The organism is Pseudoalteromonas sp. APC 3224 (assembly GCF_030407535.1).
In the GTDB taxonomy this organism is placed as follows: domain Bacteria; phylum Pseudomonadota; class Gammaproteobacteria; order Enterobacterales; family Alteromonadaceae; genus Pseudoalteromonas.
Window position 1 is genome coordinate 142,931 of the sequence record NZ_JASDDF010000004.1, and the last position, 21,770, is coordinate 164,700.

Consider the following 21,770-nt stretch of genomic DNA (forward strand, 5'->3'; position numbering starts at 1 on the left):
ATAACCTTATTGCTTAGCAACTAAATCGGCAGGGTTAGCAGTGAGTGTAAATGCCACACCTTGGGTATTAATTGTCACTTTATTTGGTGATATTGGCATGCCCGGCCCTACGCGAGCTGGCCCATTCACGGCAATCACATCACCCTGTTCAAGGCCAGAGGTAATGGCACGTAATGCGCCATAGCGCTCACCTACAGTAACCAATTTATATTGCAGTACATTATTTTCGCCCACAGTAAGAACAAAACGATTTTTTAAATCAGTACCAATAGCTCTATCTGGAATAATGACGGCTTCGCGTATTGCATTGGCAGCCAATTTAATCCGTGCAAAAGAGCCTGAGCGTAACTCGTTACTACGATCTTCAAATACCGCTCGTACACGTAATGTGCCAGTAGAAGCATTAATTTGGTTATCTATAAAGTTGATGTGGCCGTTGTAATTAAAATCACTCTGCCCTACTTTTTGCATAACGACAGGTTGCTTGCTTGATGCAGTAACATCATCAAATGCATTGTTCCAAGTACGTTCGTCGACATCAAAGTAAGCATACATTTTGTCATTTGAAACAATTGAAGTGAGCACGCTTTGCCCGGCAAGGACGTTGTTACCTTTAGTGATGTTTGCGCGAGAGATAATTCCATCAATAGGTGAAACCACAGAGGTAAACTCTAAATCAAGTTCTGCGGCTTTAAGCTGAGCTTTAAGTGCAGCAAGTTGTGCTTCACGCTGACGCAACGTTGAGGTACGAGCTTGTGCTTGTTCTGTAGAAATTGCTTTACGCTCAGTTAGACGCACTGCACGTGATGCTTCGCTTTTTGCTTGTTCAAGAGCCGCTTGTGCACTTTTAACCTGAGCTTGTAAACTAGCTACCGTGGCTCTAAATGAACGATCATCAAGGCGAAATAACACATCACCTTGTTTAACAGCATCCCCTTCTTTAAATTCAATTTGCTCAATAATGCCTGATACACGCGGCATTAATGCTACTTTTTGCGGTGACTCTAAGCGCGTTGTATAGGTATGCCAACTTTGTACAGGCTTGACCAGGACTTGGGCTACATCAATAGCTTGATATTGTTGTGCGGGTGCTGATTGCGCTGTGCTTTCTTCAGCACAACCGGTCAGAGTAATTAATGCAACAGATAAGGCTGTAGCAACTAAGTGTTTGTTCATAACGACGCTCCTGTTAATTAGGCGATACATAATACGGAACATACTTGTTGATAAAAACAATAGATTTTTAAATTCATTAGTGCCAAAATGGCATCAAAGTGACACAATGGTGCAATAATGGATACAACAAGCCGACTCTTAATGCTGCTTGAAGTGGTTGAGCAGGGATCATTTGCTAAAGCTGCTGAAATACGCAACATTGATCGTTCCGTGATCTCTAAACAAATTAGCCGTTTAGAAGATGAGCTAGGCGTGAGGCTATTAAATCGAACCACCCGTTCGTTTTCACTTACCGCAGCAGGCGCTGAAATGATAAAAAAAGCGGACGAGTTACGAAGCCTACTCGGCGATATCCTGCGTATGGCAGAGAATTATCACTTAGAACCTCGTGGCGTATTAAAAATTACCTCATCGACTTTAATTGGTCGGCGTTATCTACAACCAGTGATCAACGATTTCCAAAAGCGCTTTCCGCAAGTGGAAGTAGAACTTCGTTTAGATGATCGGCTTGTGGATATTGTCTCAGAAGGATTTGATTTGGCATTTAGAGTGGGTGAGCCAAAAGACTCCTCTTTAATTGCTCGAAAGATTGCGCGTAATCGTTTATTACTTTTAGCTTCCCCTGCATTTATCGAAACCTATGGAATGCCGAAAAACATAACTGATTTAGCACAATTACCCGCCGCTAGTTACGCAAGTAGTTCACTGCGAGTTGATGGAGTAAGTTACTACAACCACCTTGGTGAACAATGCGAACAAAAAATTAAAAGTGTATTTAGAGCCAATGATGCTGAAGCACTATTAATGAAAACACTCTCCGGAACCACTTACGTTTTAGCCCCCGCGTTTATATTAGATAAAGAAGTGATTGATGGACAACTGGTGCCTTTATTGACGGATCTTAAATTAATGGAGCACAGTGCCATGTATGCGGTATACCCACATCGTGATTTACCGGTAAGAACCCGGTTATTTTTTGATGCCGTACGCGAATATATTGGTAAAGAAAGACCGATTTGGGAAAACAGTATTCCAGACTTTGAACAAATGTATTAGCCGCTATAAAACTTAAGCCAGCGCTAAAATATCAGTGCAGACCCCATTACGGCCAGTCTCTTTAGCTTTATAAAGCTGCTTATCGGCCAAGTCGATTAGTTCACTTAGGCTTTGTTGCTGGTATTGTACAACGCCTAAACTGGCGGTTAAATTAATGGTTTCACCATTAGCGACTATGTGCTTATTTTGTATTGCGAGTCTTAACTTTTCTGCCATTGCTAAGGCTGCTTGCGGACTATCAAAGTTGCTCATTAGTGAAAACTCTTCACCTCCCACTCTAAACACATACCCTTTTGCAAAAGTGCCGCGCAATAATGTAGCTAACTCAACCAATACTTTATCGCCAACATCGTGCCCATACTGATCATTAATTTGTTTAAAGTAGTCTAAATCAAGTAAAAATAAGTAAAGCTGTGATTTATCTTTAATCTCTACCTCAAAAAACTGGTTCATTGATAAACGGTTACCAGCCCCAGTAAGGGGATCGAGTAACGCTAAATTTTTCAAACGCTTCGAAAAATCAGCTCTATTACCTTCAAAAACATGAGATATAGCCCATATGCTTATGTATACAAATAATAAGTTAAGTCCTATGTTAAATGCTGAAAACGATGAATGTGGCAGTTTTTGAGATAACACCACCAGCTGTAAAACAAGTAATGCCGCAGACAAAAATAACCCGTAACGTCTACCAAGCAGTAAGTAGTAAAGAATAGGTAAAATAAATGTCCACAAAAACAGGCCGTTTTTAGGAGGGGCTAAGTAGGTGCCACATAACACAATTAAAGAGATAGTTAAGCACATGGTAATGGCATGCCAGCGCTTAGGGTAATGTTTTTGCGAGTGCTTAAATATATATAAGCATAACAAGGAAAAGCCGACTTCGAGACCACCAACAAGGGGTAAATTATTTACCAATAAATTAAAACCGGCAAACACCAATGACAAAAAACCAAAGCAAATACACATCCATTTAAGAACGTGCTTGCGTAGCGTTTTTGTACTATTGAGTGCAGCTATATCCATGGATAACTTAAAATATTTTTGATAGCTTATGTTAACAATGAAATGCAAAAATCACAATTTTAAGCTTAAACAATTCAGAAAAAACAAGCCAAAAGAATTAGTGAAACGTTTATTCCATAATCAATTCATTAACAGTACCCACTAAATCTGCAAATTCTTCATTAACATGCGATAACTGTTTAGCGCTCAGCGTTTTGTTTAACTTGAGTAGCAAATGCGCATAAGCTTTTAAGTTTTGCTCATTTAGTTCACGCAGCTCATTACTCATATATTGCTCACGATCAGTGATAATGGTGTGTAATTGCTGGGTAAACTCTGCCTCGCTAAGTGTTTGCTGCCTAAAAAGGGCTTCAAGTGCGGCTAAACGAGTTAGTTTATAGTCCTGCCATAAATCACTGGTAGGGGTATGCTCACTGTTAGCTTGTGATATGAGCGTTTGCTGCTCAGAAGTGAGTTTGCCAAGCCACTGCTTGTAGTAATCTAGTTGTCTCTCTAAGCGTTGTTGCTGGTGCTCGTCTTGAGTTAATGAGGCATGCTCTTGGATTTCATCATTAATTTGCTCGCGAATATTTTCTACCATTTCACTGCGCTGTGATGGGGTTAAGGTCAGCGCTAACTTAATTAAAGGGGCACTAGTATGCAACAGCAAGTTTCGCCAATGCTGCTTCACTTGGGTTATTTTATCCATCAACTGCGCAGTATCGGCTTCATTGTTTAGCAATTGTCTTAGGTCGAGTAAATCGGCTTTATATTTTGGTAATTCAACTTCACGATGCCAATCTCGGGTATCGTTAATAATCGCTTTTAACTGCTTAGATTGGCTTTTATTCAGATCAACGTAATCATCAATCCAAAATGACGATAACCAACCTAGGTTGTTATAGGCAAATGACGTTGAACAGCTGGCAATAAATAACAAACTGGTTATAAAAATAATTTTACTTAGTTTTATATTTTTTAAATTATTTAACATGAAAAGACCCCGTTGTATGATGCTTTAGTTGCCAAAATCATCATAAGTAATTATGTAAGCTACTGCTTGCTTTTATTTTTTTCATTTTTCTATAGAATCGCAAGCTAACGCAATTTATATCATAGCTATGTGCTTAAGTTTAGAATTTTTGAGCTATAGTTAAAACTACTTGTTAATACGTTTGTATATCTAATTTATAAACGTTGGCGTTATTGATTTAGCTCATAATTTATTACCTACTCGAGTAATAAGTAAATGATTAACCGTTATGATGCTTACCGACAACGATAACTAATTTGGAGACATGCATATGTCACAGTCTAATTTAAAAGCAATGTTCTTTGCGGGCATTATACTTGCTACACCTTATGCTTATGCAGGGCTTGAGGAAGGCATAATAGCAGCAAACGCAGGTCAATTTGAGGAAGCACTAAAAGAGTTTAATTACCTTGCAGACAAAGGCTATGCCCCAGGTATTTACGAACTAGGTAAGTTATACGAGGGCGGACATGGAGTTACTCGCGACTACTACAAAGCTGCAGAGCTTTACCAACAAGCAGTTAAAAAAAATCATGTAGATTCAATGTTTGCACTTGCGGTTTTGTATGATGAAGGCAACGGCGTAAAGTTGGACAAACAAATGGCTATTAGCTTATTTGAGAAAGCAGCCAATAAAAACCTTCCTGCAGCACAGTATAACTTAGGGGTAATGTACGCCAACGGCGATGGCGTGAGCCAAGATTATAAAGCCGCCAGAACATGGTATGAAAAAGCCGCCGCTAATAATTACACGCTTGCACAATTTAATTTAGCCTTGATGTATTTTGAAGGCTTAGGAATGCCAAAAAACCTTGAAATGTCGTATGTGTGGAATACCATCGCTGAGTACAACGGTAACATGCAAGCTAGCCACAGTCGTAAACTTGATGAACGCACTATGCTCCCTAAAGAAGTCGCTGAAGCTAAAGAAAAAGCCGATGCTATTTATAATAAAATTTTAGCGGGTACTTATGCAGGTGAAGGGCGAATGTTTTAAGCAAATAAAATAACTAAAAAAAGCTGAATGAAGTGATTCATTCAGCTTTTTTATTTTAAGTACTACAGGCTATTTTACATAAAGCCACTTTAGCACTTTGATCAGTAATTTATTTTGTTTGAGTAATAAACCTATACGCGGATTAAACGAGCCTGATACTAAGGTATTTTTTGCATGGCTAAAGGTTAAAAAGCCTTCTTTGCCATGATAATGCCCCATTCCTGAATAACCCACCCCGCCAAATGGTACATCATCGGCAGCTACTTGTATTAATGTATCGTTAACGGCAACGGTTCCGCTAAGTGTTTGCTTAATAATGTACTGTTGCGCTTGCTTGTCTTGGCCCAAAATATAAACCGCTAATGGATGATGGCGTAGTCGAATATAATTAAGCGCATCATCTAATTTGTAATAACTCATAATCGGTAAAATAGGCCCAAATAACTCTTCTTGCATTAATTGCATCTCGTCGGTGACGTGCGTCACAATATGCAGACCCATCCGGTGTTTTTCAGCATCTTGTTGGTTTTGCTCAAGTGGCTTTGTTATTTTAGCGCCTTGTTGTTGTGCTTGTTCTAAATAACCTAGCAGACGTTGATAATGAGCTGGACTAATAATAGAGGTCAGGTTTTTCCCTTCAACACCTTGCTTAAAGTGCTTTTTATAAAGTGTACACAAAGCTTTAATAAACTGATGTTCTAATGCTTTAGGAACAAATACGTAGTCAGGAGCCACACATATTTGCCCTGCATTAGCCATCTTGCCAAATAATAGAGCACGAGCGGCTTTATTTACGTCTGCTTTTTCTAACACAATGACTGGCGATTTTCCGCCTAGTTCTAAAGTGACTGGTGTTAAATTTTTACTCGCTGCGCCCATCACCAACTTACCGACCGCTGTTGAGCCAGTAAATAATAAATGTGCAAAGGGTAATGATGAGAACTCACTTGCCACCTCGCTGCCACCTTGAATAATGGTGCAGTGTTGGCTTAATTCACCTATAAATATTTTTTCAAGAACCGCATTGGTATTAGGCGTAAATTCACTGAGCTTTAGCATAACCCTGTTGCCCGCTGCAATCGCGGTGATAACCGGCACCAATGCCAATTGAATAGGATAGTTCCACGGTGCAATCACACCCACCACGCCAATAGGCTGATAGGTTACACTTACTTTTGAGGGCCATAAGCTCAAACCAGGGCTGCGGTGACTAGGCTTAGACCAGCGAGGTAACTTTTTAATAATATGTGCAAGCCCCTGCATGGTAGGCAAAATATCACCTACTAAAGTATCAAAGGCCGTTCGGTAACCAAAATCTTTGGATACCGCTGCAATCAAGTCTTGCTCTAGCGTTACAATGTTAGCGCGTACTTGCTTAAGTAAAGCAAGGCGTTGCTCAATAGGTAAATAAGGGGTGTCTTCAAAAGAGTGCTTTAGTTCATTAAATTGTGAACGCAAAGACCCTGTAGATAATGTGTCAGTGATCAAAATAGGCTACTCGATTTATAACGTTTTCAAGACTATAACCTTGATCTGTCACACGAGCAATAAAGAGTGGTTTTGCAACATAATGAAAAGCGTTGCAAAAACACTCATAAGGTTGGTTGGAACTCATACCGATGCACAGCTTTTATGTGCATCGGTTATCTGTTTTGTTAGTTGATTAAAGTGGGTTATTAAAAGCCAAAAACCTGGGCTGCTATGGTCATTGTTACTAAGGTAATTAAAACTATAGCGACAATATTTAACACAAAGCCAGCACGGATCATGTCTTTCATTTTAATTTCACCCGAGCCAAACACAATCGCATTGGGTGGTGTGGCTACTGGCATCATAAACGCACAACTACACGCAATCGCAGCTGGAATAACCCACACTAACGGGCTGCCAGTTACAGACTCAGCAACAGGCCCCAATAATGGTAAAAAGCCTGCGGCTGTTGCCGTATTACTGGTAATTTCCGTTAAGAAAGTAATGAGTGCCACCACCACAAGAATGCTCATAACTAAAGGAATTGCACTGGCACCCTCAATCATGTTGGCAATGTAATCGGCTAATCCTGATGATTTAATTTGCGAGGCTAGTGTCAAGCCCCCCCCAAATAAAAGCAACACACCCCAAGGTACTTTAGCTGCACTTTCCCAATCTAAAATTCGCTCATCACTGCCTTTATTTGCAGGTAGTACAAATAATAATAATGCGGCTGCAATTGCAATACCCGTATCTGAAATTTTAAGGCCGGTCACATCACCTAGTAATGGTCTAAATATCCAACAAATAGCCGCAAACATAAACACAAACAACACGCCCTTTTCAGCACGTTGCATGAGTCCTAGGTCTTTTAGCTGCGAAGAAAATACCGCTTTAGTGTCAATTCGCTTGTTTGCTTGCACATTCGCATCAACCTTGTAGGTAAATTTAGTTAGCCAAATCCAGCTGATGATTAACATGCCAAGTGCTAATGGCACACCAACTATCATCCACTGGGCAAAGCCAATTTCAATCTGGTAGCTATCTGATAGGTACGCAGCCATTAATGCATTTGGAGGAGTACCAATTAAAGTAGCAATACCACCAATACTCGCGCCATAAGCAATAGATAGTAAAAGTGCTTTACCAAACCCCTCATTGCTAGGATCTGAGCTTTTAACTAAATGAGTGATAGATAAGGCAATAGGCAACATCATTACTGCGGTAGCGGTATTAGACATCCACATTGATAAAAATGCAGTCACTAACATCATGGCTAAAATTTGTAAGCTTGGTTTTTTACCGGCATAAAGCATAGTTCTTAATGCAATTCGTTTGTGTAATCCCCAACGTTCCATAGCAATTGAGATTAAAAAACCGCCTAAAAATAAAAAGATCAGCGGATGCGCATAAGGAGCTGCAACACTTTTTATAGCCGCTATATCTACTATAGGTGAAATCACTAACGGAAGTAATGCAGTAGCAGGAATGGGCACAACTTCACTTACCCACCACGACGCCATCCAAAATGCTAAGCCTGCAGTTTTAAATGCAGCAGCCGACATTCCTACTGGCGGCTCAACTAAGCAGGTCAATAACATTACACACGGACCAAGTAACAATAACAGCCATTGCATAAACGGCTTTTTATTGGCGTTATTTTCTAAAATACGTTTTGTCATTTTAACAGCCTTTAAAATTTATATTTAAGACCAAGTGCAACACTGTTATCAGCATTTTCTTCTAGGTCGAGGTCAGTATATAAAAGGTAAGCGGTAGTTTGCTTGTCAAAAATGTAGTCTACACCAGTAGTCCACTGAGTTGCGTCTGATGCTTGACGTAGCTTTGAATCATCTTTTGCAAATTGAACTTTAGGTACCCATTTGTCGAGCTTGTAGCTTGCACTTAACACGTAACCATTCCCTGATTTACTACCATCAATTGATTCTGAGTGCTGGTATAACGCACCTAATTGTAGTTTTTCAAATTTATACACGCCTGCGATACGACTTGCTTTAATGTTATTAAGCGAGTCAACATGGCTTATTGAAATAGAGTAAGGAGTTTTATTTAAACTACGATCACCATAAATAAGGGTTGCAGCAAATCCCGCTTCATTGTCTTTGTTGTCATCTTTTGGCGCATAGGTAAATGAAAACTGTGCATTGTGCCAGTACTTAGAGGTATAGGTAATGGTATCGCCTAAGCGATCTTGTCCGGCAATAACTTGTGAAATATCAGCTTGGGTTTCGTTAAAGTTATCGAGTTTACCTTCAGAGTATTTAAAACGCGTGTCATTTCGCCCTACGACTACTTCACCAAACGCACCTTTTAGGCCAAGGTAAGTATTACGTGCTGCAAAAGGCTCATTGGTATCATCATGTTCAAAGCCTTTTACTTGAACCTCGTATTTAAATACGGCAGTAAAATATTCATTTAATTTATGGTCACCTTTAATACCAATACGCGAAAAAGGGGCATCTATTTGTGTGCCTTCATCTGCGTAACGCATAATGCCAGTATCGGTGTTGGCAATTTGTACTTCGGCTTTACCATACACAGTGTAATCTGCAGCAAACGCTGTTACAGGTAGTGTGGCAGCACTGCATAACGCAGCAAGTACTGAACCTTGGAATAGATTATTTTTCATTATGTATCCTAATTATGTGATGTTACTTGTTGTCTACAACTGTAGAGCAAGAACATGACCAACTAGATAATAACAATAAATTTCAGTGACTTAAAAAATAAAACCATGATAAAAAGCTTTAAAATGTGCGGATTTCCACACACTTTAAATACCTACTATCACCATTTCCACCCACTAATCGGTAAACATATCTCGATTAAGGTTATATTTACTCATTTTATCGTAGAGGGTTTTGCGCGCGATTTGCAACGTTGCCATGGTGTCTTTAATACTGCCATGATTAAGTTCTAAGGCTTCTTCAATTAAAGACTGCTCATAAAAGCTGACCTTTTCTACAAGGCTTAAATCCAATGATAACGACGAGCCACTACTGCTTGAGTCACTCTGTGCAAAAGCCAGATCGGGGCCAAGTAATACCGCTCGTTCAGCCTGATTTCTTAATTCACGAACATTACCTGGCCAGTCGTGCGCAAGTAGGCGCTGTTGTAACTCAATATTAAGCGCACCCAAAGGTTTATGAAAACGAGTGGCCGCAATAGAGCTAAAATGCTTAAACAACAAAGGAATATCGGCTTTTCTGTCTCTTAATGCGGGAATACTGACTTTAACTAAACTCAATCGATAATATAAATCGGCTCTAAACTCACCTTTTTCTACCAACGAAAGTAAATCGACCTTGGTGGCCGCGACAATACGAATATCAAGCTCGATGGCTTTATTTGCACCCACGGGGGTAACTTTTCGCTCTTCAAGCACCCGAAGTAATTTAACTTGTAGTGACAAGGGAGTGCTTTCAATTTCATCTAAAAAAACGGTGCCGCCTTGCGCAAACTCAAACTTGCCTTTGCGATCTTGTGTTGCGCCAGTATATGCACCACTAACAGCACCAAACAATTCGCTTTCTATTAATTGCTCAGGCACCGCACCACAGTTAATAGCCACAAACTGACAGCTGGAACGGTTACTATGATCGTGTAAATAACGGGCAACCAATTCTTTACCTGTACCAGTTTCACCTTCAATTAATACATCTGCAGGTGTATCAATCACTGTATTGAGTAAGTTCATCATGTGCTGCATTTTAAGGGTCTCGCCTAAAATACGCACACCGGGTGCGGAGGTCTTTTCAACTGCACGCTTCAGAGCTCTGTTTTCCATAACTAAAGCACGTTTGTCTAAAGCTCTGGCAATGCAATCTAATAAATTTTCGTTCAGGGGTTTTTCAAATAAATCATACGCGCCTAATTGCATCGCTTTTACCGCCACAGACACATCGGCATAACCTGTTAAAAATATTACCGGAAGCTCACTGTCGAATGCTTTTACCTGCTCAATAAAAGTTAAACCATCCATAGTCGGCATATTTATATCACTGAGGACAACGCCATAAAAGTTGCGACTTAAACGGCTTAAAGCAATACTCGCATCACTAAAGCACTGCACCTCATACCCTTCGAGGGTTAAAAGCTGATTTAACGAATCACGGATCATCGCCTCATCATCAATAACAACCACTTGCTTACAAACAACGGCTTCAATCATTTTTTGGGGCCTCTATGCTTGATAAACTAATAATAAACTGTGCACCGCCTTGAGGACGATTGTGCGCCGTTAAGTAACCATTAAATGAATCAATAATTTGCTTTGATATTGATAAGCCCAGCCCTAAACCATTACTTGACTTGGTACTGTAAAAGGGTTCAAAAATAGATCCCAGCACATGGTGTTCAATACCTGGACCACTATCTAAAATAGAAAGCTTAACGCGCTCCTCAAAACACTCAACATCGAAACTAAGCTCTCGTTTAGGCTCACCTTTCATTGCTTGTGACGCATTGGTGATCACATTAACCAGTACTTGTTCAAATTTTAATGCATCAACCCACACCGTGATCTCTTGCGAAAACTGCGGAGCACTGACGTTAACATCGTCTTGTTTAAGTTGCGGGTGGGTGATCATCAACGCATTGTTTAATAACGCCGACAGTGGATGTGGTCGCAATTGCATTGTCGCCGGCTTACTAAAGTGTTTAAGCTGCGCCACTATTTTATGTACCCGCTCTACCAAATTCTCAATAATAATTAAATTTTCACTTAATGCATTAAGTTTCCCTTTTTTGAGGAAAATTTTAGCGCTTGCCAAATAAGTGTTCATGGCGCTCAGTGGCTGGTTAATTTCATGATTAATACCCGCACTTAGTTGCCCTATTGTGGCTAATTTTGCCGACTGTACTAGTGCAGTTTGCGCTTTTTCAAGCGCTTGAGTGCGCTCTAATACTTCAAGTTCTAAACTGTGACGCGAGTACAGTAATTTTTTATATCCGGCAAAGCGTGCCAATAAGCTGTATCCGACAAAAATAAATACCCAATAAAACAACACCAGCCATAACAATCTGGGCACCTGTAATGCATTTACGCTTGAAATATCAACCAATACCGTCATCGTTGCATTTAGGTGTGTCAGTGGTCTTGAAGCGGCAACATATTCATCTTTAGCAATTTTAAATTGCTCAATGCCCTGACTTTTGTAGCGCTGCTGCTTTATTTGTAACGGTTGATGATCTAAGTAAGCACGGCGCTGTTTAATATCGCGACGTGTAGTAATATCAAGCTCTGTAAACGTGTTTAAACGCCATGCTGGCTCATCTGACATAGCAATAATTTTATCCGCAAGCTGCAAATAAAAATGACTGCCTTTTGAAGTATTTAATAACGAACGATCGTTTTCAAATTTAGCGACATTAATTTTTAGTGCCACAACGCCAATGGCTTTGCCATCTTGGTAAATAGCCTGAGAAAAGTATATTCCGCGCTCTTTCGAGCGCTGTCCGAGGGCAAAGTAAGCGACCTTTTCTCCAGCAAAAGCCTGTTTAAAATAAGGTCTAAATGCAAAGTTGCTCCCTAAAAACGTATAGTCGGTTTGCCAGTTGCTACTTGCAATAACGTCGCCAAGGGGATCTAGTATGTATACATCTGAGGCACCGCTGGCTTGTTGAATATCAGCCAAGTAATTATTAATAGCATTAAAGTGTTGTGATTCATTATTAGTAAAACGAATCAATAAATTATTTTCTGTGAGGAGCTGAGGAATAGCTGCAAAGCGCGCGAGTTCATTATCAATATAATTATTTAATTGAATGACCTGTTGGTCAGCTTGAATTTTAGCTTGGCCTAAATCATAAGCGCGGCCAAATGAAAATGTAACCACCAACAACAGCACTAACAGAATACAAGCAAAAATAATTTTTTTAGGAATGGAGAACATAAACGCCTGTAACACCAAGGTGCTAATAATAACTAATAGCCACTATTGTATCGATTTATAGGCCTTTGCAGAAGAAACTTTTTGTTAACAAGTGTACTGAAACTAAAAAACCGTGAAACAAAAAATATTTCACGGTTCAATTCCCTGCAAAAGGGATGCTGTTTTAGCTTAGTCTACGCTTTTGCAAGCGCTGGTTTGTCTTTAAAGTACTTATACAAACCAATTAATGAGGCTGCAATCCAAAATATTTCAATCACAAAGCTCGCTAAGTTAAAGTTATAACAAAGACTGATAAGCAACAAAATAGCGCCGCTTAGATTCATTAAATTATACGTCAAACTTTTTGGCGATACTTTATTTAGTTGCAGTAAAAAAAACGAACCAACCACTAAAAAAGTGCCACTCATACCAACAATATCAAATAAAAGTGCAATCACACGTCTATCCTTTTCCATTTAAAACCCAACTGACTGGCCCAATCCATGGGGAGGGTTTTTTTCAATCATTGAAACAGCAAAACCAGCGAAGTTTACCAGTGAAAAAAAAGCAAACAAGGGCTTATGTCCGCCTCTTGATAATTTGGGTTAAATAGCTACTTTATTTAAAAGTGACTTTACCACCTATCATTTTATAAGCTGCAGTCCCTCTTATGGTCGCTGGGCGGGCAAAAGGCCGCTCACAGCCAGGGCATACACATTCAGTATGGGTGTGATCTTGGGTTATTCGTTCTATAAAACATTTTACCAACGCCCCTTTGCCCCCTTTACGATATTTAAATAAAGGCGCTTTGCACGCAGAACAAAATATATCGACCGTTTTTGTAGGCCCTTTTTTATTGGGCTTAGCCATACTACCTCAATGGTTATTTTACGATTACTAAGGCGTATATGCTATCACATGATAGAAGAGAAATTGATGGGAGTAAGCATTACTGATCAGAGTTATTATTGATTAGGTAATTATGTTAAAAAATATTGTGTTATTAAACTTTATTAGCTAAACGTATTAATTGAGCCGACAGTACATTCATACAAAAGGGCTTTATAATAAACCCTGATACCTTTGCATTAATTATCTTTTTTACGGTCTCAGAATTGTCTTCACAGGTCACCATAAGTACGGGAAGCTGAGCATGCTCAGTATCGTTTCTAATCGCATCAAGTAAGTTTAGACCATCCATTTTTGGCATATGTAAATCTGTTATAACCAAATCTATGAGTTGATTTTGCAGTATAGTTAATGCTTGCTGACCGTCGGTTGCTTCAACAATGTCTTTATAATCTAACTGCCTCAACATATTAATGAGCACATGGCGCATTAATGGCATGTCATCAACAACTAATATTCTCATACGAATGATTAACCAAAGTAGGTGCAAACAAATTTTTATCAAACTGAATTAACAAAAACTGTTATAGGTAGTATCTAAATTAGTTAACTATAGCTATTGAAGCAAATAATCAGTTTTATTTACACAATGCAAGTTTGATAATAGAGCATTTAAAAATTACCAAACGAAGCTTGAATAAGCCCAGCTAAGCATGCTGGATTGAGTGTAATTTCAAGCCCTCGTTTACCGGCACTCACATAAATAGTATCAAAGTCTAATGCGCTTGAGTGTATGTAGGTTTTTAAGCGCTTTTTTTGTCCAAGAGGGCTAACGCCTCCTAAAATATACCCTGTACTTGCCTGTACTTTTTGCGGCTCTGCCAGCATTACTTTTTTAACTGCGCAGAGCCTAGCCAATCGCTTCAAATTAATCTGCTGAGTAACTGGCGTCACAGCAACAATTAGTTGTTGTTCTGAGGTTTCTAACACCAATGTTTTAAATACTTGAGCGCTATTAAGATTTAGCTTTTCAACTGCTTCAAGGCCGTAATTAGTGTTGTTTACATCGTGCTCATAGCTTAAAGTAGTAAATGAAACGTTAGAGCTTTTAAGCATTTGAATAGCTGGCGTCATACTCACCTCCATTGGTTAATCATTTCATACAAACTTCTACTAAAACTACATTTCAAGACATTATGTGAAAGTTAAAAATGAAGAACACTTCTGCCACAGCTTTTTTTTAAATAAATACTCAAGTTTTCCCATATGATTTTATTATTCACTTGAAAACTAATGATATAGTTATTAGATGAATAATTTATTCTGACAAAAGAAACTCCAAGCACTGGCACTCAAAATAATCATATCCTGTAAGCATTTTTTGAGTAAACCGATTCTAAACCTACACAAACCTATTAAATAATTAACAACCTTTACTTTTACAAAAATCAAACCTAATGTAAATGGTATATATAATTAAGATTGCCGTTAAAACCTTGCCATATCCGTCTTAATTGTAAAATAACAAAAAAGGACACTGAATGTTTTTAGATTACTTTGCCTTAGGAATACTAGTATTTGTTGGTATTTTTTTATTTTACGGAATTATTGCATTGCATGATATTCCCTACGAGATAGCTAAAAAACGTAATCACCCACACCTAGATGCAATTCATTACGCTGGGTGGGTTAGTCTATTTACACTTCACGTTATTTGGCCTTTTTTGTGGATTTGGGCAACTCTATGGCGTGACGATCGTGGTTGGGGCTTTAATCATTTACAGCAAGAACATGATGAGCTTGCCGCACAAGTAACGCAATTAACAGCAACAGTTGAGAGCCTACAGAAACAACTAAACGATACAAACAATAAGAGTGCATAATGGATTTACTATTAATACTAACCTACACCGCGCTATGTATTGCGATATTTAGAATTTTTAATATACCACTAACAAAATGGACGGTTCCTACGGCAATTTTAGGTGGCGTACTCTTAATCGGCACGCTTATTTTAGTGATGAATTATAACCACCCACATGCAAATATTGCACGCAATGTATATATAACGACTCCTATCATTCCTAATGTTCGCGGTATTGTGACAGATATTACAGTAAAACCTAATGAAAAAGTGAAAGCTGGCGATTTGCTATTCAGCATTAACGACACACCTTATCAAGCAAAAGTAAATGAGGCCACAGCACAGTTGCAAGATGCTATTCAAGTAGCCAAAGGTTTAGAAGCATCATTCAAATCAGCCCAAGCAAGCACTCTAAGAGCAAAAGCTGAATACTTTCGCAGTAAGCTTGAGTTTGATCGCTATCAGGAGGGGGCGAAAAAAGGCGCTTACTCTAAAGGCAGTGTTGATAATATGAAGGGGGTATATTACGCGGCAAAAGCAACCTACGAAGCTTCGCAAGCTGAAGAAGATCGCCAACGTATTGCATTTGAATCAGAGGTAAATGGTAAGCAAACCATTGTCGCTCAAGCTGAAGCACGCCTTGAACAGGCGCAATTTAACCTTGATAGTACCAATATTTATGCACCTACTGATGGTTATGTAACCCAATTAACCTTACGCCCTGGTATGATGGCTGTTCCTATGCCACTTCGTCCTGTAATGTCGTTTGTGCACGATGAAGAAGCTCAGTTTGTTGCTTTATTTCGTCAAAACTCAGCATTGCGTTTAAAGCCAGGCTATAAAGCTGACTTTATTTTTAAGGCTATTCCAGGAAAAGCCTTTGCCGGAGAAATAGTCTCTGTATTACCGGCCATGGCTGAAGGTCAAGTGCAAGCACAAGGTACATTAATGAGTAGCAAAAATTTTAATCGTAATGGTCAAGTTGTTGTTGTATTAAAGCTAATCGATGATATGAGTGAATATGACTTACCTAAAGGCACCAGTGCTGAAATCGCTGTTTATTCTGACCACTTTGAGCATGTTTCGGTAATGCGTAAGGTATTGATCAGAATGAAAAGCTGGCAAAATTACCTGTTCTTAGATCATTAAACTAACTTTTATATTAAAAAAAATGACGCCTATTGGCGCCATTTTTATTTAATAGATTAATAATTACTTAGTTAGGTCATCAAAAAACTTTTTAACACCATCAAAAAAGCCTTGTTCTTTTGGACGGTTCTTTGAGCTATCTTTGCCCATGCTTTCTTCAAGTTCAGTTAGCAACTCACGTTGACGCTCGTTAAGGTTCACTGGTGTCTCAATCACCACTTTACAAATTAAGTCACCTTGAGCACCACTGCGTACAGACTTAACACCTTTGCCACGCATACGGAACATTTTTCCCGTTTGTGTTTCTGACGGTATTTTAAGTTTTGCACGGCCATCTAATGTTGGTACTTCAATTTCACCGCCAAGGCCTGCTGTAGTAAAGCTAATAGGCACTTCACAGTATAAATTGTTCGCTTCACGAACAAATATCTTATGTTCACGAACCGACACTTGCACATATAAATCACCTGCTGGTGCGCCATGCATACCAGCTTCACCTTCGCCAGATAAACGAATACGGTCACCTGTATCAACACCTGCTGGAATTTTTACCGATAATGTTTTGGTTTTCTCTACGCGGCCTTGGCCATGACATTTGTTACAAGGATCTGAAATAATTTGACCTTGTCCATGACATGTTGGACAAGTTTGTTGTACAGCAAAAAAGCCTTGGCGCATTTGTACTTGGCCTGCACCGTGACAGGTTGTACATGTTTTTGGCTTAGAACCCGCTTTGGCACCGCTGCCATCACACGGCTCACAACTAACCCAAGTCGGTACTTTAATTTCAACGTCTTTACCACGAACCGCTTCTTCTAAGCTTAAGTCCATGTTGTAACGTAAATCTGAACCACGCTGCTGGCGAGATTGGCGTCGGCCACCGCCGCCTCCAAAAATATCACCGAATACATCACCAAAAATATCACCAAAATCACCTTGGCCGCCGCCAAAGCCACCGTGACCGCCGCCACCACCTTGTTCGAAGGCTGCATGGCCGTATTGGTCATACATTTGACGTTTTTGATCGTCCGTTAATATTTCGTAGGCTTCCTTTACTTCCTTAAACTTGGTTTCAAGGTCTTTATCACCGGCGGTACGATCTGGATGATATTTCATCGCTAAGCGTTTATACGCTTTTTTTATGTCTCGCTCACTCGCATCTTTGCTTACGCCGAGGACTTCGTAATAATCGCGTTTTGACATATCTATCACACTACTCTTTTCTATGTGCAGCGCTAGCTGCTGGACAAACCGATAAATCATATCGATTTATCATTGAATTTTTAAAGCACTTTACTTACATCTCTTACATACAAAAGGCGCGTTAAGCTTTAGCCTACGCGCCTCAGGTGTTCATCCTAACTTAAACACACAATGTAGTCATAGTGTTTTCGGTTAGCGAGAAGCGTTAGTAACAATTACTTGTCGTCTTTAACTTCTTCGAACTCTGCATCAACAACATCGTCGTCTTGCTTAGCAGACTGTTGTTGCTCTGCACCGGCATCACCACCTGCTTGTTGTGCTTTAGCTTGGGCAATTTCCATTAGTTTTTGAGACTTTTCAGCAAGCGCTTGTGTTTTAGCTTCAATTTCTGCTTTGTCGTCGCTCTTAATAGCACCTTCAAGGTCAACAACAGCCGCTTCAATTGCTTCTTTATCTTCGCTTGGTAGTGCGTCACCCGCTTCTTCAATTTGTTTACGTGTACCGTGAACAAGTGCGTCAGCTTGGTTACGTGCAGCCACTAACTCTTCAAACTTTTTATCGTCTTCAGCATGTGCTTCTGCATCGCGAACCATTTTTTCAACTTCTTCATCACTTAAACCTGAAGACGCTTGAATGGTGATTTTTTGCTCTTTACCGGTGTCTTTATCTTTAGCCGATACATGTAAGATACCATCCGCATCCACATCGAATGTTACTTCGATTTGTGGTGTACCACGTTGTGCTGGGCGAATACCTTCTAGGTTAAATTGACCTAGAGATTTATTGTCGCTTGAACGTTTACGCTCACCTTGTAGCACATGAATGGTTACCGCAGATTGGTTATCTTCTGCTGTTGAGAATGTTTGCGATTTCTTAGTAGGAATCGTCGTGTTTTTCTCAATCAGTGCCGTCATTACTGAACCCATCGTCTCAATACCTAGAGATAATGGTGATACGTCTAGTAATAGTACGTCTTTCACGTCGCCTGCAAGTACACCACCTTGAATCGCTGCACCTACTGCAACTGCTTCATCAGGGTTAACGTCTTTACGTGGCTCTTTACCGAAGAACTCTGCTACTGTTTTTTGAACAAGTGGCATACGAGTTTGACCACCCACTAGAATGATATCGTTGATATCGTTCACAGATAGGTCTGCATCAGCAAGTGCACGCTTAAGCGGTTCAATTGACTTAGTCACTAAGTCTTCAACTAATGACTCAAGCTTGGCACGTGTTAATTTCACGTTCATATGCTTAGGACCAGACGCATCAGCGGTTACATACGGAAGGTTTACTTCTGTAGATTGTGCTGATGAAAGCTCAATTTTTGCTTTCTCTGCTGCTTCTTTAACACGTTGCATAGCAAGTGGGTCAGTTTGTAAATCGATACCTTGATCTTTCTTAAATTCAGCTACTAGGTAGTTGATAACACGGTTATCGAAATCTTCACCACCTAAGTGGGTGTCACCGTTAGTCGCTAGAACTTCAAATGTGTGCTCGCCTTCAACTTCATCAATTTCAATAATTGATAAATCGAAAGTACCACCACCTAAGTCATATACCGCTACTACGTTTTCGCCACGGTTTTTATCCATACCGTATGCAAGTGCAGCAGCCGTTGGCTCATTAATGATACGTTTAACTTCAAGACCCGCAATACGGCCAGCATCTTTGGTTGCTTGACGTTGTGAATCGTTAAAGTATGCCGGTACTGTGATTACCGCTTCAGTTACTTCTTCACCTAAGAAGTCTTCAGCTGTTTTCTTCATTTTTTTCAGTACTTCAGCAGAAATTTGTGGTGCAGCGCGTTTTTCGCCGCCCGCTTCAACCCATGCATCGCCATTATCAGCTTTGATAATTTTGAAAGGCATGATGCCGATATCACGTTGTACTTCTTCGTCTTCAAAACGACGACCAATTAAACGCTTAATTGCGAACAATGTGTTTGTTGGGTTAGTTACCGCCTGACGTTTTGCAGGTTGACCTACTAAAGTCTCACCGTCTTGCGTGTAAGCAATAATAGACGGGGTTGTGCGATCGCCTTCCGCATTTTCAATAACACGTGCTTTGTCACCATCAAGTACTGCAACACAAGAGTTAGTAGTACCTAAATCGATTCCAATAATTCTACCCATGAATCTTCTCCAACTTCTAAATTCGTTAATACGTTCGATGACTAGTTAATAGGGATGCCACAAACTTAATTCAACTGTAAAAATGAAAAAAAATTCATTTTTTTTAATTTATTTACTAAATAACCCTAAAAAGAGTAAGGATTGCTCATTTTTTGTTATTTAAGAGGACCTTTATTGTCTGGTCTGATGAGTTTGTGTGTGATATAAATTTAGTAAATAACATCAAAAGGACATTATTTGTGCACTTTGAACAATTATTACAACTCGCCTCTCAAGTAAGTCAGAAAACAGATCAAGAAATCAATACTATGCAGTTCCCTGCTAATTGGTGCCAAGGTCGAACCGCTTTTGGCGGACTTTCTGCGGCGCTTCTTTATCAAGCAATGCGCAATAACGTTGATTCATCAAGACGACTGCTTTCTTTAAGTACAAACTTTGTCGGCCCATTATTGGCTGAAAAGCCATTTTCTTTGTCGGTAGAAATATTACGTGAAGGGAAAAGCAGTACCCAAGTGCTCGCCAAAGCCATTCAAGATGATGCAGTATGCGTTATTGTACAGGCCTGTTTTGCTAAAAACCGTAATTCATCAATTAATGTACCGGTATCAAAGTCGCTAAGCTTACACCCTGTGAACGAACGTCACTGTTTAGGATTTGTACCTGGGCAAATGCCAGAGTTTTTCCAACATGTTGATTTATGCCCTCAACAAGGAGCCATGCCGTTTAGCAGTGCTGAAACCTCTCATTTAGGTGGTTGGATGCGCTTTAAACATACGCCAGAAGTAATTACAGAAGCCCATGTTATTGCCCTTACTGACGCATGGCCGCCAACCTTGCTGCAAATGTTTAAACAACCAGCACCGGCAAGTAGTATGTCGTGGTATTTAGAATTTGTGCAAGCGCCTAGCTTAGCGCCGGGTGAATGGTTAGGCTTTGAAGCAATCACTCATCATTCAAAAGATGGCTACGGACTTGAAGATGGCTGTATTTGGTCGCAATCGGGCGAGCTTATTGCGCTCACCCGCCAAACCGTGGCTTTATTTGATTAACAATTAAAAACGAGTGAAGTCGCGCTGGGTATATTGTTTATCTAAATTAAGCATTATGGTGCGATATTCACCGCTTTGAATTATGTTAGCTAAGCCTTTGTCAAAACGGCTTCTGAGGCCATCATCGTTAAAATACGCAGGCATTTCAGAAAATGGGAAAATAGTATGGATAACATAATCTTGAGTCGTATGGTTTTTTTGATACTCTTTTAAATAGTAAAAAAATATGCGCCTATCAATAATGATTGTATCGACCCACCCTGCCATTAAATGATGTATTTGCGCCTGTTGATTAAGTACTTCTTCGTATCCTCCTAAACTATGCAAATTATTACCAAACTCCTGAGGTAAAAAAACAGGTGCATTTTGAAAGGCAAGTACGCTTTTTGTTGCAAGCTGGTACACCGAATCAATTGTAAAATTTTTCCTTTTAAGGCTTACCACCACATTTTCATAGTTAATAACAGATTCACTTTTATAAACACCCGCAATTAAATTGCCGGTGTAGTTTAATGCAATGTCTATACTGCCCTGAACCAAAGAGCTGTCGCTACGCTGATTTGCCATATAATGAACTTTAATATCATTGATTTTTTGGTCGCGTAGCGCTGCCTTAACAATTTCAATTTGAATGCCTGAATCGTTATAGCTAATAACGTAGGGTGAAATAGTAGGATTAGCGGCTACATGAATGGTTGATGACGCTTGGTCTTTAGCAAAAGCTAATGCAGCAGAACTTAGCCCAAAAAGCATAAAAAATAAAATGACTTTCACTTGCATCCCTCAGTTAAATTAATTTAAGTCATACACTACTTTTTTAATATAAATAATAAGTAATTTTTACCTTAGTATTTGTATTTAAATCGCAAATATTGCACACTTTATTGTAT

20 protein-coding genes are annotated in these 21,770 nt (G+C 39.5%); 5 read left to right on the forward strand and 15 right to left on the reverse strand.

Going from position 1 to position 21,770, the window contains the following annotated elements:
* Positions 1-6: 6 nt before the first annotated feature.
* Positions 7-1,176 (reverse strand): efflux RND transporter periplasmic adaptor subunit, encoded by a 1,170-nt coding sequence (locus QL989_RS03405; protein ID WP_290168232.1) that lies wholly within the window; start codon positions 1,174-1,176, stop codon positions 7-9.
* A gap of 117 nt (positions 1,177-1,293) precedes the next feature.
* Between QL989_RS03405 and QL989_RS03410 the strand changes: the two genes are divergently transcribed.
* Positions 1,294-2,232 carry a LysR family transcriptional regulator gene (locus QL989_RS03410; protein ID WP_290168234.1) on the forward strand — a complete coding sequence of 313 codons (939 nt, stop codon included), beginning with the start codon at positions 1,294-1,296 and terminating at the stop codon, positions 2,230-2,232.
* A gap of 12 nt (positions 2,233-2,244) precedes the next feature.
* On the opposite strand, the gene QL989_RS03415 is transcribed toward QL989_RS03410, so the two are convergent.
* Together QL989_RS03415 and QL989_RS03420 are read right to left on the reverse strand one after the other, a co-directional pair.
* Complete coding sequence (locus QL989_RS03415) at positions 2,245-3,258, reverse strand: GGDEF domain-containing protein (RefSeq protein WP_138607826.1); 1,014 nt, start codon at positions 3,256-3,258, stop codon at positions 2,245-2,247.
* 109 nt (positions 3,259-3,367) lie between these two features.
* Positions 3,368-4,231 (reverse strand): DUF6279 family lipoprotein, encoded by an 864-nt coding sequence (locus QL989_RS03420; protein ID WP_290168239.1) that lies wholly within the window; start codon positions 4,229-4,231, stop codon positions 3,368-3,370.
* 310 nt (positions 4,232-4,541) lie between these two features.
* Between QL989_RS03420 and QL989_RS03425 the strand changes: the two genes are divergently transcribed.
* Positions 4,542-5,267, forward strand: a complete 726-nt coding sequence (locus tag QL989_RS03425; RefSeq protein ID WP_010389004.1) for a tetratricopeptide repeat protein — start codon at positions 4,542-4,544, stop codon at positions 5,265-5,267.
* 69 nt (positions 5,268-5,336) lie between these two features.
* On the opposite strand, the gene QL989_RS03430 is transcribed toward QL989_RS03425, so the two are convergent.
* From QL989_RS03430 to ybaK, 9 genes are all read right to left on the reverse strand, one after another.
* Complete coding sequence (locus QL989_RS03430; RefSeq protein ID WP_290168243.1) at positions 5,337-6,755, reverse strand: coniferyl aldehyde dehydrogenase; 1,419 nt, start codon at positions 6,753-6,755, stop codon at positions 5,337-5,339.
* Positions 6,756-6,943: 188 nt separating this feature from the next.
* Positions 6,944-8,419 (reverse strand): SLC13 family permease, encoded by a 1,476-nt coding sequence (locus QL989_RS03435; protein ID WP_290168245.1) that lies wholly within the window; start codon positions 8,417-8,419, stop codon positions 6,944-6,946.
* A gap of 11 nt (positions 8,420-8,430) precedes the next feature.
* Positions 8,431-9,387, reverse strand: a complete 957-nt coding sequence (locus tag QL989_RS03440; RefSeq protein ID WP_138607817.1) for a porin — start codon at positions 9,385-9,387, stop codon at positions 8,431-8,433.
* A 174-nt stretch (positions 9,388-9,561) separates the two neighbouring features.
* The gene (locus QL989_RS03445; RefSeq protein ID WP_138607815.1) at positions 9,562-10,929 is read right to left on the reverse strand and encodes a sigma-54 dependent transcriptional regulator; all 1,368 of its coding nucleotides are present in this window, start codon (positions 10,927-10,929) and stop codon (positions 9,562-9,564) included.
* A complete protein-coding gene (locus QL989_RS03450) occupies positions 10,922-12,652 on the reverse strand; it encodes an ATP-binding protein (RefSeq protein ID WP_290168248.1) in 1,731 nt (576 codons plus the stop codon). The genes QL989_RS03445 and QL989_RS03450 overlap by 8 nt, the downstream gene beginning before the upstream one ends.
* 173 nt (positions 12,653-12,825) lie before the next feature.
* The gene (locus QL989_RS03455; protein WP_010389010.1) at positions 12,826-13,089 is read right to left on the reverse strand and encodes a hypothetical protein; all 264 of its coding nucleotides are present in this window, start codon (positions 13,087-13,089) and stop codon (positions 12,826-12,828) included.
* A gap of 160 nt (positions 13,090-13,249) precedes the next feature.
* Entirely contained in the window at positions 13,250-13,501 is a 252-nt protein-coding gene (locus tag QL989_RS03460; RefSeq protein WP_010389011.1) for a hypothetical protein, read from the reverse strand.
* A 133-nt stretch (positions 13,502-13,634) separates the two neighbouring features.
* Positions 13,635-14,003, reverse strand: a complete 369-nt coding sequence (locus QL989_RS03465) for a response regulator (RefSeq protein ID WP_138607810.1) — start codon at positions 14,001-14,003, stop codon at positions 13,635-13,637.
* 149 nt (positions 14,004-14,152) lie between these two features.
* Positions 14,153-14,614, reverse strand: coding sequence for a Cys-tRNA(Pro) deacylase (gene ybaK / locus QL989_RS03470; RefSeq protein ID WP_290168251.1), 462 nt, complete (start codon positions 14,612-14,614; stop codon positions 14,153-14,155).
* Between the two features lie 407 nt (positions 14,615-15,021).
* Here ybaK and QL989_RS03475 point away from each other — a divergent pair, with 407 nt between their 5' ends.
* Positions 15,022-15,363 (forward strand): DUF3302 domain-containing protein, encoded by a 342-nt coding sequence (locus tag QL989_RS03475; RefSeq protein ID WP_290168254.1) that lies wholly within the window; start codon positions 15,022-15,024, stop codon positions 15,361-15,363.
* Positions 15,363-16,493, forward strand: coding sequence for an HlyD family secretion protein (locus QL989_RS03480; RefSeq protein WP_198522685.1), 1,131 nt, complete (start codon positions 15,363-15,365; stop codon positions 16,491-16,493). The genes QL989_RS03475 and QL989_RS03480 overlap by 1 nt, the downstream gene beginning before the upstream one ends.
* Before the next feature lie 63 nt (positions 16,494-16,556).
* On the opposite strand, the gene dnaJ is transcribed toward QL989_RS03480, so the two are convergent.
* Complete coding sequence (gene dnaJ / locus QL989_RS03485) at positions 16,557-17,696, reverse strand: molecular chaperone DnaJ (RefSeq protein ID WP_198523788.1); 1,140 nt, start codon at positions 17,694-17,696, stop codon at positions 16,557-16,559.
* A 215-nt stretch (positions 17,697-17,911) separates the two neighbouring features.
* Positions 17,912-19,831: a molecular chaperone DnaK gene (dnaK, locus tag QL989_RS03490; RefSeq protein ID WP_138621414.1), complete on the reverse strand. Its 1,920-nt coding sequence runs from the start codon at positions 19,829-19,831 to the stop codon at positions 17,912-17,914.
* Between the two features lie 239 nt (positions 19,832-20,070).
* Here dnaK and QL989_RS03495 point away from each other — a divergent pair, with 239 nt between their 5' ends.
* Entirely contained in the window at positions 20,071-20,880 is an 810-nt protein-coding gene (locus QL989_RS03495; protein ID WP_290168259.1) for a thioesterase family protein, read from the forward strand.
* Between the two features lie 3 nt (positions 20,881-20,883).
* Here QL989_RS03495 and QL989_RS03500 read toward each other — a convergent pair whose 3' ends face one another.
* Positions 20,884-21,654, reverse strand: coding sequence for a transporter substrate-binding domain-containing protein (locus QL989_RS03500; protein ID WP_290168261.1), 771 nt, complete (start codon positions 21,652-21,654; stop codon positions 20,884-20,886).
* Positions 21,655-21,770 lie beyond the last annotated feature (116 nt).

Excerpts from the sequence above, each read along its gene's own strand:
- QL989_RS03405 (WP_290168232.1), bottom strand. The coding sequence starts at position 1,176 with ATGAACAAACACTTAGTTGCTACAGCCTTATCTGTTGCATTAATTACT.
- QL989_RS03410 (WP_290168234.1), top strand. The coding sequence starts at position 1,294 with ATGGATACAACAAGCCGACTCTTAATGCTGCTTGAAGTGGTTGAGCAG.
- QL989_RS03415 (WP_138607826.1), bottom strand. The coding sequence starts at position 3,258 with ATGGATATAGCTGCACTCAATAGTACAAAAACGCTACGCAAGCACGTT.
- QL989_RS03420 (WP_290168239.1), bottom strand. The coding sequence starts at position 4,231 with ATGTTAAATAATTTAAAAAATATAAAACTAAGTAAAATTATTTTTATA.
- QL989_RS03425 (WP_010389004.1), top strand. The coding sequence starts at position 4,542 with ATGTCACAGTCTAATTTAAAAGCAATGTTCTTTGCGGGCATTATACTT.
- QL989_RS03435 (WP_290168245.1), bottom strand. The coding sequence starts at position 8,419 with ATGACAAAACGTATTTTAGAAAATAACGCCAATAAAAAGCCGTTTATG.
- QL989_RS03440 (WP_138607817.1), bottom strand. The coding sequence starts at position 9,387 with ATGAAAAATAATCTATTCCAAGGTTCAGTACTTGCTGCGTTATGCAGT.
- QL989_RS03445 (WP_138607815.1), bottom strand. The coding sequence starts at position 10,929 with ATGATTGAAGCCGTTGTTTGTAAGCAAGTGGTTGTTATTGATGATGAG.
- QL989_RS03450 (WP_290168248.1), bottom strand. The coding sequence starts at position 12,652 with ATGTTCTCCATTCCTAAAAAAATTATTTTTGCTTGTATTCTGTTAGTG.
- QL989_RS03460 (WP_010389011.1), bottom strand. The coding sequence starts at position 13,501 with ATGGCTAAGCCCAATAAAAAAGGGCCTACAAAAACGGTCGATATATTT.
- QL989_RS03465 (WP_138607810.1), bottom strand. The coding sequence starts at position 14,003 with ATGAGAATATTAGTTGTTGATGACATGCCATTAATGCGCCATGTGCTC.
- ybaK (WP_290168251.1), bottom strand. The coding sequence starts at position 14,614 with ATGACGCCAGCTATTCAAATGCTTAAAAGCTCTAACGTTTCATTTACT.
- QL989_RS03475 (WP_290168254.1), top strand. The coding sequence starts at position 15,022 with ATGTTTTTAGATTACTTTGCCTTAGGAATACTAGTATTTGTTGGTATT.
- QL989_RS03480 (WP_198522685.1), top strand. The coding sequence starts at position 15,363 with ATGGATTTACTATTAATACTAACCTACACCGCGCTATGTATTGCGATA.
- dnaJ (WP_198523788.1), bottom strand. The coding sequence starts at position 17,696 with ATGTCAAAACGCGATTATTACGAAGTCCTCGGCGTAAGCAAAGATGCG.
- dnaK (WP_138621414.1), bottom strand. The coding sequence starts at position 19,831 with ATGGGTAGAATTATTGGAATCGATTTAGGTACTACTAACTCTTGTGTT.